Below are 14,725 nucleotides of genomic sequence, written 5' to 3' on the forward strand. Positions count from 1 at the left end.
CGGCGCCCGTGCGCAATTGCGCACTAGGCAGGGACGACGCCGAATGTGCGTTTACAGCGAGCGCCAGCCGCACCGGCTACTTTGCATGGGGTTGTTTTCGATATTTTGGCCGCCGCTTCAATGAACGGGCTACACGACCCCTACAGCATGCTCGGCAGCACGCGATCCGGCGGTTTGTGGGCGTCGAGGAAGGTTCGGATGTTGATGATCACCTTCTCGCCCATCTCGACACGGCCTTCGATGGTGGCCGAGCCCATATGCGGCAGCAGCGTCACCTTGCCGGCCCTGGCGAGCCGCACCAGCTTCGGGTTCACCGCGGGCTCATGCTCATAGACGTCGAGGGCGGCGCCGCCGATATCGCCGGCTTCGATCAGCTTGATCAGCGTGTCCTCGTCGATCACCTCGCCGCGCGCGGTGTTGACGACATACGCCTCTTTCCGGATCAGCTTGAGCCGCCGCGCCGAGAGCAGATGATAGGTCGCCGGCGTGTGCGGGCAGTTCACCGAGATGATGTCCATCCGCGCCAGCATCTGGTCGAGGCTTTCCCAATAGGTCGCCCCGAGCTCTTCGGCGATCATGGGCGCCACCGGGCGGCGGTTGTGATAGTGGATCTGCAGGCCGAAGGCGCGGGCACGGCGCGCGACCGCTTGGCCGATGCGGCCCATGCCGACGATGCCGAGGCGCTTGCCGCCGATGCGGTGGCCGAGCATCCAGGTCGGCGACCAGCCGGCCCAGTGCTGCTTGCCTTCGGTCAGGATCGAGGCGCCCTCGATCAGGCGCCGCGGCACCGCAAGGATCAGCGCCATGGTCATGTCGGCGGTGTCCTCGGTCAGCACCTTCGGCGTGTTGGTCACCGTGATGCCGCGGGCATGCGCGGCGGCGACGTCGATATTGTCGACGCCGTTGCCGAAATTGGCGATCATCTTCAGCTTGCAGTCGGGCTGATTGATCACGTCCTCGCGGACCATGTCGGTCACGGTCGGCACCAGCACGTCGGCGGTCCTCGCCGCCTCGGCGATCTGTTCCGGCGTCATCGGCGCGTCGTCGAGATTCAGTCTGGCGTCGAACAGCTCGCGCATCCGGGTCTCGATCGAGTCCGGCAGCTTGCGGGTGACGACGACGAGAGGCTTTTTCTTTACCGACATGTCCTGCTTTCATGGGGCGCGCGGCTCGCCAAAAACCGAGCCGTTCAGGCCTCATTAACCCGGTTGTTCGACACTGCTGAAAGCCGTGCTGTCCCGGCGTTTCCTTCGCGTTTCCTAGGGTTCCCCGATACTTGCCCCGGCTGTCGCCAAGCGGAGACAACGGGAAATTCGGGTGTTCTCGCTCTCAGGCGTTCCGTCCTCTCTAGCAGAAGGCCGGGCCAAGACAAGAACCCCTCGGATCCATGCGTGCAGGGGACGAATGGCGCAGGTGCAGGGGGGCCTTCGGGCAGGGGTTTGGATTTGGGTTTGGGTTGCAGCTCGCCGAATGCGGGTTGGGCATCTCGGCAGGAGACGAGTTGATGGTCTGGCGTTTTGGTTCATTGGTGGCGCTGGTCGGGAGCATGCTGAGTGCGTCGGTCATGCCCGGACATTCCGCCAAGGATTTGAGCCCCACCACCAGCGGCCTGCCGATTCCACGCTATGTCAGCCTGAAATCCGATCATGTGAACGTCCGCGCCGGCCCGACCAAGGACAACGACGTCGCCTGGGTCTACACGCGGTCGGGGCTGCCGGTCGAAATCACCGCCGAGTTCGAGAACTGGCGCCGGGTGCGCGATTCCGAAGGCGCCGAAGGCTGGGTCTATCATTCCCTGCTGTCCGGCCGCCGCACCGCGGTCGTCACCATGAAGAACAAGGACGATCTGGCCTCGCTCTACGATCGTCCCGACGCCACCAGCGCCATCGCGGCGCGCCTGCAGGCCGGCGTCGTCGCGCAGGTCAAGAAATGCGCCAATAACTGGTGCCGGGTCACCGGCAACGGGTTCGACGGCTGGATCGAGCAGCAGCGTCTCTGGGGCGTCTACGCCGACGAGAAGGTGGACTGAAGTTTGTTGTCGTCCCTGCCTGGTGCGCAATTGCGCACGGGAGCAGGGACCCCATACCGCGTGATTTATCGTTGGCGCGCGGTAGGAGACGCCTTTAGCAGCAACCAATATTTGTGGTTATGGGTCCCTGCTTTCGCAGGGACGACAGAACTCAGCGCTTCTTGCGCAGCCGCACGACCATGTCGACGCGGGAAATCTCGTAGCCTTCCGGCACATTGGGCATCTTCGACAGCACGAGGTTCGGGTCGGGAATGTCGACCAGCTCGTGATTGTGCTCGAGATAGAAGTGGTGATGTGTCGACACGTTGGTGTCGAAATAGGTCTTGGTGCCGTCGACGCTGACCTGGCGCAGCAGGCCGGCATCGGTCAGCTGGTTGAGCGTGTTGTAGACGGTCGCCAGCGACACCGGAACTTTGGCCAGCGTGGCTTCCTCGTACAGCATTTCAGCGGTCAGGTGGCGCGCACCCTTGCCGAACAGCAGCCAACCCAGCGCCATGCGCTGACGGGTCGGCCGGAGGCCGGCAGACTGCAGCATCTCGTTGACGTCATGCCACGGGCAGCCGGTCAGGGCAGGGTGGTGCCCAGCGCCTCGGGCAGCCGAGTGCACGGCATCGTCGTTCACAGCCGGTACTTCGTCGTTCATGTCCACTCTATGCACCCAACTCAGGCAATATTCCTCATAAATATAAAAAGGATGCCCATCAGATGCAAGTTTTTCGCAACTAGAACGAATCCAAGGTGCGGTAAAAACCTAAGGAGAGACCGCAATTTATCAATGGAATGCCGCTTTGCCGCCCAGTTAACCCTATGTTAGAGAGCGCGCGGACCACATATGCGCTTTCGGCAGAGATAACAGGCCGGTAGCGTACCCAGGTAGCGCCAAGATGCGGGACGGGATATTCCGGTTCCCGTGGGTAGATTAAGGTCCGACCAAGCAAAGCGCTTCATCGGGACATCAGAGGTGGGAAGAGGATGCTGGATCGGCGCGGCGGTTACGAATACGAGGATTTGCTGGCTTGCGGACGGGGCGAGCTTTTCGGTCCCGGCAACGCCCAGTTGCCGCTGCCACCGATGCTGATGTTCGATCGCATCAGTGAGATCTCGCAAACCGGCGGCGAGTACGGCAAGGGGCTGGTGCGCGCCGAGCTCGAAGTGAAACCGGATCTCTGGTTCTTCGGCTGCCATTTCAAGAACGATCCGGTGATGCCGGGCTGCCTCGGCCTCGATGCGATGTGGCAAATGGTCGGCTTTTACCTTGGCTGGATCGGAGGCGAAGGCCGCGGTCGCGCGCTCGGCCTCGGCGAGCTGAAGTTCTCCGGACAGGTGCTGCCGCACGCGCGCAAGGTTGTGTACAACATCGACATCAAGCGCGTGATGCGGTCAAAGCTCGTGCTTGGAATTGCCGACGGGTGGCTTTCCATGGACGACGAGATTATTTATCGCGCCAAGGACTTGAAGGTCGGATTGTTCAAGCAGGGCACGGCGCCATCTTGAGCAGGATGATCAGGCGGCAACATAAAGGCAGGGCGAGGCGAACATGAGGCGGGTTGTCATCACGGGGATGGGGATTGTCTCGTCCATCGGTAACAACACCCAGGAAGTGCTTGCGAGCCTCTACGAGGCGAAGTCGGGCATTTCGCGTGCGGAGAAGGCCGCGGAACTCGGCTTCCGGTCGCAGGTGCATGGCGCGCCGACACTCAATCCCGCCGAGGTGATCGATCGCCGCGCAATGCGCTTCCTTGCCGAAGGTGCCGCCTGGAATCACGTCGCCATGGAGCAGGCGATCCGCGACTCCGGTCTCGAGGAGAACGAAGTCTCCAACGTCCGCACCGGCATCATCATGGGATCTGGCGGACCGTCGACACGCACGCTGGTGGAGGCCGCCGACATCGCGCGCGCCAAGGGGCCGAAGCGTGTTGGTCCGTTTGCGGTGCCGAAGGGCATGTCGTCGACCGCGTCGGCGACGCTCGCGACCTGGTTCAAGATCAAGGGCGTGAACTACTCGATCTCCTCGGCCTGTGCGACGTCGAACCACTGCATCGGCAACGCCTATGAGACGATCCAGATCGGCAAGCAGGACATCATCTTCGCCGGCGGCTGCGAGGAACTCGACTGGACGCTGTCGGTGCTGTTCGACGCCATGGGCGCCATGTCCTCGAAGTACAACGACACGCCGGCGACCGCCTCGCGTCCCTACGACATCAGCCGCGACGGTTTCGTGATCGCCGGTGGCGCAGGCGTTGTGGTGCTGGAAGAGCTCGAGCATGCCAGGGCGCGCGGCGCGCGGATCTACGGTGAAGTCGTCGGCTACGGCGCGACCTCGGACGGTTACGACATGGTGGCGCCGTCGGGCGAGGGCGCCGAGCGCTGCATGCGCATGGCGATGTCGACGGTGAATACGCCGGTCGATTACATCAATCCGCACGCCACCTCGACGCCGGCCGGCGATCCGCCGGAGATCGAGGCGATCCGCAAGGTGTTCGGCACCGGCGACAAGTGCCCGCCGATCTCGGCGACCAAGGCGCTGACCGGCCACTCGCTCGGCGCGACCGGCGTGCAGGAAGCGATCTACTCGCTGCTGATGCTCAACAACGGCTTCGTCTGCGAGAGCGCGCATATCACCGAGCTTGATCCGGCATTCGCCGACATGCCGATCGTGCGCAAGCGGATCGACAACGCCAAGCTCACCACTGTGCTGTCGAACTCGTTCGGCTTCGGCGGCACCAACGCGACGCTGGTGTTCAGGCGGCTTGACGCGTGATTTCGCCTCTCTTCGCTTGCTGAAGGAGGTCCGCAGCCGGCGAATGGGGATATTGCAACGATCCGAAAATGGGGTGGGAATGATTATCGAACCGCGCGTGCGAGGCTTCATCTGCACGACGGCACATCCCGTCGGCTGCGCCACCAATGTCCGCGAACAGATCGCCTATGTCCTCAAGCAGGGCCCGGTCGCTGACTGCCCGAAGCGCGTCGCCGTGCTGGGCTGCTCGACGGGCTACGGCCTCGCGAGCCGCATCGTTGCGACCTTCGCCGGCGGCGCCGACACGATCGGCGTGTCGCTGGAGCGCGAGCCGTCGGAAAAGAGAAGCGCCAGCGCCGGCTGGTACAACAACCGCGCCTTCGAGATCGAGGCCGAGAGGATCGGGCGGTCTCCGCTCACGCTGGAGGGCGACGCCTTCTCCGACGAGCTGAAGAAAGCCTTCATCGAGCGCGTGCGCGAAAAATTCGGCCAGCTCGATCTGCTGGTCTACAGCATGGCTGCACCGGTCCGCACCGATCCGGACACGGGCAAGACCTATCGCTCGGTCATCAAGCCGCTCGGCGCGCCGGTCGAGATCAAGACGCTCGACACCGAGACTGGCGAGGTGTTCCAGACCACCCTCGAGCCTGCGAACGAGGAGCAAACCGCGGCCACGGTCGCGGTGATGGGCGGCGACGATTGGAAGCGCTGGATCGACCAGCTCGCCGACGCCGGCGTGCTGGCGCCGGGCTTCCGGACGCTCAACTACACCTATATCGGCAGCGAGCTGACCTGGCCGATCTACTGGAACGGTACGCTCGGCCGCGCCAAGGTCGATCTCGACAGCAAGGCGGAAGCGATCCGCGGCCGGCTAGGCGCGGACGCGGCCCGCGTCGTCGCACTGAAGGCCGTGGTCACCCAGGCGAGCTCGGCGATTCCGGTGGTGCCGCTCTATGGAACGGTGCTGTTCAAGGTGATGAAGCAGCTCGGCCTCCATGAAGGCTGCATCGAGCAGATCGACCGCCTGTTCCGCACCCGCCTCGGCAAGGACGTCGCGCTCGATGATGCGCAGCGCATCCGGGTCGACGACTGGGAGCTTTCGCCCGAAGTGCAGACGGAAGTGTCGCGGCGCTGGCCGCTGCTCACCAGCGAGACGCTCGGTGAATTGGCGGATCTCGGCGAATACAAGAGCCAGTTCCTCCGCCTGTTCGGCTTCGGCATCGACGGCGTCGACTACACGCAGGACGTCGATCCGCGCGTCGTCCCGGGTTAGGTCGTTCGGAACCCACTGCTTCGTAGCCCGGATTGCGCTTCGCTTCATCCGGGCTATGCGACTGTAATCTTACCCCGCCGCGATCTTCTCCGCGCGCTGGAACGCGGGCCGCGCCACGCAGCGGCCGATATAGGCCTCGAACGACGGCCGCGGCGGCACCATCTTGAAGATGCGCACGGCGAAGTTCAGCCCGGCGCCGATCGCGATGTCTGCGGCGGAGAACTGGTCGCCGAGGATCCACGGCCCCTTCTGCAGCTCGGCGTCGAGCACGTCGAACACCTGCGCCGCGCTGCCCCATGCCGCGGTGCTGGTCGGCACCTCGAGCTTGGTGAAGAGCTGGATCAGCGCCGGCTCGACACAGCTCGGCGAGAAGAACAGCCATTGCAGATAGCGTGCGCGCTTCGGATCCGTCGTCGCCGGTGCCAGCTTGGTCTCGGGATAGCGGTCGGCGATGTAGGCACAGATCGCCGCCGCCTCGGCGAGCTGGGCCTCGCCGTCGGTCAGTGCAGGTACCTTGCCCATCGGATTGATCTTGAGAAAATCGGGCGACTTCTGCGCGCCCGTGCTGATATCGGTCAGCACCCGTTCGTACGGCAGGCCGGATTCCTCCAGGAGCCAGATGGCGGAGAACGAGCGCGAGCGCGGCGACCAGTACAGCTTGATCATGGTGCTTGAGCCTTTCTTCGGCGTGGACGAACAGCGCCCGCTTCATCGCGCGTCTGGCGTGAATTGGCAACGGACGACGGCCAGCCGAGCGCGGCGGCTTCAAATCGATATGCTGGTCAACGGGATCATCTGCGGCAAATCAGCCGCGAACCCTCTTCCACCGGTAATACTTCATCATCAGCCCGTTCAGCGGGTTGATCTTCTCCTCTTCGTACAAGAAGCCTTCGCGTTCATACCAACGCCAGGCCTTTTCGTTTTCGTGCGCGCATTTCAGCCAGATCTCGTCGGGCATCCGCTCGCGTGTGAAGGCAAGCAGGTGGCGCCCGATGCTCCTGCCCTGATAGCCGGGTGCGACGAAGAGCTGATCGAGGTTACGGCCGGAGATGTGCAGCGCCAGCATGCCGGCGAGCGTACCGTTGTCGTCGGCGACGAACAGGCTCCAGCCTTGCGCGACCTCGTGGCGCACTCGCTCGCGCAGATTGGAGAGCAGGGCATCATTGGCCTCGGCGAGCCCGGTCGAGACCCAGCTCTCCATCCAGACGCGGGCGATCTCGTCGTACTCGTCCGGCCGGGCGGCGCGGATCACCGGTGGCGTCATCGTTGATCTCTCGGGCGGCGATGCGCCTCGCGTGAAATCGCGGAGCGCTATCGTGGCCCTCAGTCTACAGGACGATGACGCGGCCGGCGAGTTTCGTCGTCAGGCTCACACGCCGAGCGTGCCGGCTTTTGCTGCCGCATAGCGCTCCGCCACGGCCTTCCAGTTCACCGTGTTCCACCATGCCTTGAGGTAATCTGGCCGACGGTTCTGGTAGGTCAGGTAATAGGCGTGCTCCCAGACGTCATTGCCGAGCAGCGCGCGCTTGCCGTCCATGATCGGATTGTCCTGGTTCGGCCGCGTCTCGATCGCGAGCTTGCCGTCCCTGGTGACGGTGACGAACACCCAGCCGGAGCCGAACACGCGTCCGCCGGCGGCGTTGAAGTCGGTCTGGAATTTTTCCATGCCGCCGAGGTCGCGGTCGATTGCGGCGAGCACCTCGCCGTCGGGCTTGCCGCCGTTCGGCCCCATGATCTGCCAGAACATCGTGTGGTTGGCATGGCCGCCCATGTTGTTGCGCACACCGGTGCGGATCGCTTCCGGTACGTTACCGAGATTGGCGAGCACATCGGTGACCGGCTTCTCCGCGATCTGCGGATTGTCCTTGGCGAAGGTGTTGAGGTTGGTGACATAGGCCTGATGATGCCGGTCGTGATGGATCTCCATCGTCCTGGCGTCGATATGCGGCTCCAGCGCATTGGTTGGATAGGTCAACGGATCGATCTTGAATGGTCCGGCCGGGGCCTGCGTAGCAGCCTGGGCGAACACGAAGCGTGGCGCCCCTGCGACCGCGGCAGCCGTGGTTGCCGCAAGCACGAGATGACGGCGGGATATGGGTGACATCGATTCCTCCTGACCTGAAGCCCTGTTGTGCGACAGAGCATAGCGAGATACGCGCAAGCCACATTAAGCCGTTTCGAAGACGGTCATTGTGACGCTGCGTCGGAATCTCGCATCGTCCAGGCGGGCGGCTCGCGCGTTCAGGCATCGGACCAAACAAAAAGGGCGGCCTTTCGGCCGCCCTTCGTTGATTCGTTCCAAACAGGCTTACTCGCCGGCGGCTTCGCGCGGCGCCGGAGCGTCGCTCTTCTGCTTGGCCTCGAGGTCCTCGCCGGTCTCCTGGTCGACCGCCTTCATCGACAGGCGGGTCTTGCCGCGATCGTCGAAGCCGAGCAGCTTGACCTTGACCTTGTCGCCTTCCTTGACGACGTCGGAGGTCTTCTGCACGCGGCTGGCCGCGAGCTGGCTGATATGGACCAGACCGTCCTTGGCGCCGAAGAAGTTCACGAACGCGCCGAACTCCATCACCTTGACGACGGTGCCCTCGTAGATCTGGCCGATCTCCGGATCGGAGGCGATCGACTTGATCCACTTGATCGCAGCCTTCATCGCCTCGCCGTCATTGGACGCGACCTTCACGGTGCCGTCGTCCTCGATGTTGACCTTGGCGCCGGTCTTCTCGACGATCTCACGGATCACCTTGCCGCCGGTGCCGATCACTTCGCGGATCTTGTCGGTGGCGATCTTGAAGGTCTCGATGCGCGGTGCGTATTCGCCGAGCTCGGCGCGCGCCGCGGTCAGGGCCTTGGCCATCTCGCCGAGGATGTGGATGCGCCCGTCCTTGGCCTGGCCAAGGGCAACGCGCATGATTTCCTCGGTGATGCCCTCGATCTTGATGTCCATCTGGAGCGAGGTGATGCCCTGGTCGGTGCCGGCGACCTTGAAGTCCATGTCGCCGAGATGATCCTCGTCACCGAGGATGTCCGACAGCACCGCGAAGCGCTGACCCTCGAGGATCAGGCCCATGGCGATACCGGCGGTTGGCCGCTTCAGCGGCACGCCGGCGTCCATCAGCGACAGCGAGGCGCCGCACACCGAGGCCATCGAGGACGAGCCGTTCGACTCGGTGATCTCGGAGACCACGCGGATCGTGTACGGGAACTCGTGGTGCGGCGGCAGCACCGGGTGGATCGCGCGCCAGGCGAGCTTGCCGTGGCCGATCTCGCGGCGCTTGGTGCCGCCGAGGCGACCGGTTTCACCGACCGAGTAGGGCGGGAAGTTGTAGTGCAGCAGGAACGTTTCCTTGTACGTCCCCGACAGCGCATCGATGTACTGCTCGTCCTCGCCGGTGCCGAGCGTGGTCACGACCACCGCCTGGGTCTCACCGCGGGTGAACAGCGCCGAGCCGTGGGCGCGCGGCAGGATGCCGGCTTCAGCGATGATGTTGCGCACGGTCTTGGCATCACGGCCGTCGATGCGCTTGCCGGTGTCGAGGATGTTCCAGCGAACGATCTTGGCTTCCAGTTCCTTGAACACGCCGGCGACGCGGAGCTTGTCGTATTTCGGCTCCTGGCCTTCCGGGAAGAAGTGCGCGAGCACCTTCTCCTTGACGGCGCCGACCGCGGCATAGCGTTCCTGCTTGACCGGGATCGCATAGGCCTTGCGCAGCTCCTGCTCGGCGATGCCGAGCATCTCCTTCTCGATCTCCGAATTGTCGATCGTGGTGACTTCGCGCGGCTCCTTGGCGGCCTTCTCGGCGAGCTCGATGATCGCGTTGATCACCGGCTGGAAGTGGCGGTGGCCGAACATGACCGCGCCGAGCATCACGTCTTCGTTGAGCTCCTTGGCTTCCGATTCGACCATCAGCACGGCGTCGGCGGTGCCGGCGACGACGAGGTCGAGCTGGGTCTCGGTCATCTCGTCCAGCGTCGGGTTGAGGATGAATTCGTCATTGGCGAAGCCGACGCGCGCGGCGCCGATCGGGCCCTTGAACGGTGCGCCCGACAGCGTCAGGGCGGCGGAGGCGGCGACCAGCGAGACGATGTCCGGATCGTTCTCCATGTCGTGCGAAAGCACGGTGACGATCACCTGGGTCTCGTTGCGCCAGCCGTCGACGAACAGCGGACGGATCGGGCGGTCGATCAGGCGGGAGACCAGCGTCTCCTTCTCGGTCGGACGGCCTTCGCGCTTGAAATAGCCGCCGGGAATGCGGCCCGCAGCGTAGGTCTTCTCCTGGTAGTCGACCGTGAGCGGCAGGAAGTCGACGCCTTCGCGCGGCGCCTTCGCCGCGACGACGGTGGCGAGCACCACGGTCTCGCCGTAGGTCGCCATCACGGCGCCGTCGGCCTGGCGGGCGATCTTGCCGGTTTCAAGTTTGAGGGGACGTCCACCCCAGTCGATCTCGACGGAATGCGAATTGAACATTTCGGTTTCTTTCATGGTTTTACGAAAGCACGGCGCCCTGAAACACAAAGACCATGCCAAGACGGCGAGACACTGATGCGCTTGTTGCGATCAGCATCCGGCGATCCTGCCATGGTCCCTGGATTTCGGATGGCGTCCATCCTTTCGGTCATCTGGGCATCTTGCCCGGTCCAGCGGCCGGATTGCTGCTGAACGCTAGTTTGCATGGCGCGACTGCCATGCTGCGCATGATCATCTTTCGACAATTCGAAAGCCCGAGTTCACGGACGACCATGCGAAAACGCGCGCGATACTTCGCGCGCGTGCTTCTCAAATCAACGACGGATGTTGTGCTTTTCGAGCAGCGCCTTGTAGCGCGCCTCGTCCTTGCGCTTGATGTAGTCAAGCAGGGAGCGACGCGTCGACACGAGCTTCAGGAGGCCGCGGCGTGAATGGTTGTCCTTCACGTGGCTCTTGAAGTGCTCGGTGAGGTTGGTAATGCGTTCCGACAGGATCGCGACCTGAACCTCGGGCGAGCCGGTGTCGCCGGCCTTGTTGGCATTCGTCTTGATGACTTCCGCTTTGCGTTCGGCGGTAATCGACATCGTCAGTTACTTTCATTGTTGCGAGCCGGACCGGCAGTCAGTCCGTTCAGGTTGAACACGCGCTTAGGGATGAGTTCGCCATTGCCAATTTCGGCAAGCGCGAGAAGTCGGCCTGCCACCGTGACATAGACTGTGCCGCTGGTATTGGGCGCATCCCGTCCGCGCAACAAAACGGCCTGGCCCCGATGGAGCCTTGCCGCATCAGCCCGTGTGACGGCCAGTGCCGGGATGTCGTCCAGCGCGGTCTCAACGGGCAAAAGCGCGTCGGCGAGGCTTCCCTCGCCAGACGCGGCTCTATTGCATAAAGCCTCCAACTGTTCCAGCGGAATCATGTCCCGCTCGGTAAACGGACCGACAAGGGTCCGCCGCAGGGCGCAGATATGGCCGAAACAGCCCAGAATCCGGCCCATATCGCGGGCCAGGGCCCGGACATAGGTTCCCTTGCCGCACTCGGCCTCGAACACGGACTGGCCGTTATCTCCATGTTCTACAAGGTTTAATTCGTGAATTTCGACCGGGCGGGGCTTCAGTTCCACGGTCTCGCCGTCGCGCGCCAAATCATAGGCCCGTTCACCCTGCACCCTGATGGCCGAATATTGCGGCGGGATCTGCTCGATCACCCCGGTGAAGCGCGGCAGCAGCTGGCGGATCGAATCGGCGGTGGGCCGCTCGTCGCTGGTCCTGACCGGCCGTCCTTCGGTGTCGTCGGTGTCGCGCTCCTCGCCCCAGGCTACCGTGAAGCGGTAGCGCTTGCGGCCGTCCATCACGAACGGCACCGTCTTGGTGGCCTCGCCGAGCGCGATCGGCAGCCCGCCGGAGGCGAGCGGATCGAGGGTGCCGGCATGGCCGGCGCGCTTGGCCTGGAACAGGCGCTTGAGCACGGCGACCGCCTGCGTCGAGGTCATCCCGATCGGCTTGTCGAGCACCACCCAGCCATGGACGTCGCGCTTGTCGCGGCGCGGCTGCTGGTTCTGCTTGCCCTGCTTCTGGCGCGGGTCGTTGTTGGTGCGGCGCGCATCGTCGCTGCGCTGCCCGGCAAAAGCGCCCCGCTCAGCGTCGCGCGCGTCGGCATCCTTCGCGTCGATAACGCTGTTGGTCGTCATCACAGTCATTCCTCGTCGTCCGAATCGGGTGCAAGGTCTCGCTGCACCGCAGGTGTCCGCAGTAGTTTCTCGATGCGCGCCGCCTCGTCGAACCGCTCGTCGACGCGGAAGCGAATGTCGGGCGCAAATTTCAGGTTGACGCGATGTGCGATCTCGCCGCGCAGGAACTTCTTGTTGCGCTCGAGCGCGGATATCACCATGTCGGTGTCGCGGCCGCCGAGCGGCATCACATAGATCGTCGCGAGCTTCAGGTCCGGCGACATACGCACCTCGGGAACGGTGATGATGTGGCCTTCGAGATCGGGATCGTGGACGTCACCCTGCGACAGAATCTCGGCAACTGCATGGCGAACGGTTTCGCCGACGCGCAGCTGACGTTGTGATCCGCCGGGGCTGGAACTCTTCTTTTGACGGGGCATGACCTTTTTCCAAAACCGTCACGCCCGCAGGCCGTGGCCGCGGGCATCAATGTCTTAGCGTTGCTTTCAATCGGGCAATGCGCTGGTGGCCGGACTAAAGTCCGGCCACGTCGTCGCATTTTCAGTCAAGATCTGCGCTTCGTAAGATTTGGACTTACAGAGAGCGCTGGATCGTCTCGATGCGGTAACATTCGATCACGTCGCCGACACGCATGTCGCCGTAGTTCTCGAATGCCATGCCACACTCCTGGCCGGCGACCACTTCCTTCACTTCATCCTTGAAGCGCTTCAGCGTCGACAGCTTGCCTTCGTGCACCACGACGTTGTCGCGGATCAGGCGAACATTGGCGCCGCGTTCCACGGTGCCGTCGGTGACGCGGCAACCCGCGACCTTGCCGACCTTGGAAATGTTGAACACTTCCAGGATCTGCGCGTTGCCCAGCATGGTTTCGCGCAGCGTGGGCGCGAGCAGGCCGGACATCGCCTTTTTGATGTCATCCACGAGATCGTAGATGATGTTGTAGTAGCGGATCTCGATGCCGTTGCGCTTGGCCGCGGCCGCCGCTTCCTTGTTGGCGCGGACCGAGAAGCCGATGATCGCTGCGTTGAAGCCTTCCGCCAGCGTGACGTCGGACTCCGAGATGCCGCCGACGCCGGCATGCAGGATGCGGGCGGCGACTTCGTCGGTGCCGAGCTTCTCGAGCGAGCCCAGGATCGCTTCCAGCGAGCCCTGCACGTCGGCCTTGACGATCAGCGGGAACTCCTTGCGGCCCACGGTCTTGAGCTGCGACATCATCTGCTCGAGCGAGCCGCGCATGCCGGAGATCGAGGCCGCCGCGTTCTCGCGCTTCTGGTGCGCGCGGTAGCTCGTGACCTGGCGGGCGCGGGCTTCGTTCTCGACGACGGCGAGACGGTCGCCGGCTTCCGGCGGACCGTTGAAGCCCAGCACCTCGACCGGCACGGACGGGCCGGCCTCTTCGAGATTCTCGCCCTGGTCGGAGATCAAGGCGCGGACGCGACCCATCTCGGCGCCGGCCACGATGATGTCGCCGATCCGCAGCGTGCCGCGCTGCACCAGCACGGTCGCGACCGGACCGCGGCCGCGATCGAGCTTGGCTTCGATCACGGTGCCTTCCGCCGGACGCTCCGAATTGGTCTTCAGGTCGAGGATTTCGGCCTGCAGTGCGATCATCTCGAGCAGACGATCAAGATTGGTCTTGTTCTTGGCCGAGACCTCGACGTCGACGACGTCGCCGCCGAGCGATTCGACCTGCACTTCGTATTGCAGCAATTCGGTGCGCACGCGCTCGGGCCGCGCATCGGGCTTGTCGATCTTGTTGATCGCGACGATCATCGGCACCTTGGCCGCCTTGGCGTGATTGATCGCTTCGATCGTCTGCGGCATCACGCCGTCATCGGCTGCGACCACCAGAACGACGATGTCGGTGACCTTGGCGCCGCGGGCGCGCATCGCGGTGAATGCGGCGTGGCCCGGCGTGTCGATGAAGGTGATCTTGGTGCCGGTCTCGGGCGAGACCACCTGATAGGCGCCGATGTGCTGGGTGATACCGCCGGCTTCGCCCGACACCACGTTGGCGTGGCGCAGTGCGTCGAGCAGCGAGGTCTTGCCGTGGTCGACGTGTCCCATGACGGTGACCACCGGCGAGCGCGGCTCGGTGTCGGTGGAATCATCGACGACGTCGAACAGGCCTTCTTCCACGTCCGACGCGGCGACGCGCTTGACGCTGTGGCCGAGTTCTTCCGCGATCAGCTGGGCGGTGTCGGAATCGATCACGTCGGTGATCTTGTGCATCGCGCCCTGCTTCATCAGCATGCGGATGACGTCGACCGCGCGTTCCGACATGCGGTTCGCGAGTTCCTGGATCGTGATCGCTTCCGGAATGATGACTTCGCGGATCAGCTTTTCCTTCGGCTCGTTCGACGCATGCCCCTTCAGGCGCTGCGTGCGGCGACGGAATGAGGCGATCGAGCGCTCGCGTACGTCGTCGGCGTTGAGCGCGGTGACGACGGTCAGGCGGCCGCGCTGCTTCTGCGGGCCGGGCTTCTGGGTGGCCTTCGGCGCGACGACGGGGCGCACCGCGCCGCCGGGGC

At 64.0% G+C, this 14,725-nt stretch carries 14 protein-coding genes; 4 read left to right on the forward strand and 10 right to left on the reverse strand.

Features of this window, described 5'->3' with window-relative positions:
- Positions 1 to 140: 140 nt before the first annotated feature.
- Complete coding sequence (locus tag H8A95_RS36095) at positions 141 to 1,145, reverse strand: 2-hydroxyacid dehydrogenase (RefSeq protein WP_229187448.1); 1,005 nt, start codon at positions 1,143 to 1,145, stop codon at positions 141 to 143.
- Positions 1,146 to 1,504: 359 nt separating this feature from the next.
- On the opposite strand from H8A95_RS36095, the gene H8A95_RS36100 reads away from it, so the two are divergent.
- Positions 1,505 to 2,029: an SH3 domain-containing protein gene (locus tag H8A95_RS36100; RefSeq protein WP_050406183.1), complete on the forward strand. Its 525-nt coding sequence runs from the start codon at positions 1,505 to 1,507 to the stop codon at positions 2,027 to 2,029.
- 151 nt (positions 2,030 to 2,180) lie between these two features.
- On the opposite strand, the gene irrA is transcribed toward H8A95_RS36100, so the two are convergent.
- Positions 2,181 to 2,672 (reverse strand): iron response transcriptional regulator IrrA, encoded by a 492-nt coding sequence (gene irrA / locus H8A95_RS36105; RefSeq protein ID WP_274617696.1) that lies wholly within the window; start codon positions 2,670 to 2,672, stop codon positions 2,181 to 2,183.
- A 329-nt stretch (positions 2,673 to 3,001) separates the two neighbouring features.
- Between irrA and fabA the strand changes: the two genes are divergently transcribed.
- The 3 genes from fabA to fabV all read left to right on the forward strand — a co-directional run bounded on the left by fabA (position 3,002) and on the right by fabV (position 6,042).
- Entirely contained in the window at positions 3,002 to 3,523 is a 522-nt protein-coding gene (gene fabA, locus H8A95_RS36110) for a 3-hydroxyacyl-[acyl-carrier-protein] dehydratase FabA (RefSeq protein ID WP_028343922.1), read from the forward strand.
- A 43-nt stretch (positions 3,524 to 3,566) separates the two neighbouring features.
- Positions 3,567 to 4,790: a beta-ketoacyl-ACP synthase I gene (gene fabB, locus H8A95_RS36115; protein WP_229187449.1), complete on the forward strand. Its 1,224-nt coding sequence runs from the start codon at positions 3,567 to 3,569 to the stop codon at positions 4,788 to 4,790.
- 79 nt (positions 4,791 to 4,869) lie between these two features.
- A complete protein-coding gene (gene fabV / locus H8A95_RS36120) occupies positions 4,870 to 6,042 on the forward strand; it encodes an enoyl-ACP reductase FabV (protein WP_229187450.1) in 1,173 nt (390 codons plus the stop codon).
- Positions 6,043 to 6,111: 69 nt separating this feature from the next.
- Here fabV and H8A95_RS36125 read toward each other — a convergent pair whose 3' ends face one another.
- From H8A95_RS36125 to infB, 8 genes are all read right to left on the reverse strand, one after another.
- Positions 6,112 to 6,708: a glutathione S-transferase family protein gene (locus H8A95_RS36125; RefSeq protein ID WP_229187451.1), complete on the reverse strand. Its 597-nt coding sequence runs from the start codon at positions 6,706 to 6,708 to the stop codon at positions 6,112 to 6,114.
- Positions 6,709 to 6,847: 139 nt separating this feature from the next.
- On the reverse strand, positions 6,848 to 7,306 hold the full coding sequence (locus tag H8A95_RS36130; protein WP_229187452.1) for a GNAT family N-acetyltransferase: 459 nt from the start codon (positions 7,304 to 7,306) through the stop codon (positions 6,848 to 6,850).
- A gap of 105 nt (positions 7,307 to 7,411) precedes the next feature.
- Positions 7,412 to 8,146 carry a superoxide dismutase gene (locus H8A95_RS36135; RefSeq protein ID WP_229187453.1) on the reverse strand — a complete coding sequence of 245 codons (735 nt, stop codon included), beginning with the start codon at positions 8,144 to 8,146 and terminating at the stop codon, positions 7,412 to 7,414.
- A gap of 204 nt (positions 8,147 to 8,350) precedes the next feature.
- Positions 8,351 to 10,507 carry a polyribonucleotide nucleotidyltransferase gene (gene pnp / locus H8A95_RS36140; protein WP_229187454.1) on the reverse strand — a complete coding sequence of 719 codons (2,157 nt, stop codon included), beginning with the start codon at positions 10,505 to 10,507 and terminating at the stop codon, positions 8,351 to 8,353.
- 314 nt (positions 10,508 to 10,821) lie between these two features.
- A complete protein-coding gene (rpsO, locus tag H8A95_RS36145) occupies positions 10,822 to 11,091 on the reverse strand; it encodes a 30S ribosomal protein S15 (RefSeq protein ID WP_229187455.1) in 270 nt (89 codons plus the stop codon).
- A 2-nt stretch (positions 11,092 to 11,093) separates the two neighbouring features.
- Positions 11,094 to 12,203 carry a tRNA pseudouridine(55) synthase TruB gene (gene truB / locus H8A95_RS36150; RefSeq protein ID WP_229187456.1) on the reverse strand — a complete coding sequence of 370 codons (1,110 nt, stop codon included), beginning with the start codon at positions 12,201 to 12,203 and terminating at the stop codon, positions 11,094 to 11,096.
- Positions 12,200 to 12,613 (reverse strand): 30S ribosome-binding factor RbfA, encoded by a 414-nt coding sequence (rbfA, locus tag H8A95_RS36155; RefSeq protein WP_229187457.1) that lies wholly within the window; start codon positions 12,611 to 12,613, stop codon positions 12,200 to 12,202. The genes truB and rbfA overlap by 4 nt, the downstream gene beginning before the upstream one ends.
- A 154-nt stretch (positions 12,614 to 12,767) precedes the next feature.
- Positions 12,768 to 14,725, reverse strand: a 1,958-nt coding sequence (gene infB, locus H8A95_RS36160) for a translation initiation factor IF-2 (RefSeq protein WP_229187458.1), incomplete at its 5' end; no start/stop codon positions are given.

The organism is Bradyrhizobium oropedii (assembly GCF_020889685.1).
GTDB classification, from domain to species: Bacteria; Pseudomonadota; Alphaproteobacteria; order Rhizobiales; family Xanthobacteraceae; genus Bradyrhizobium; species Bradyrhizobium oropedii.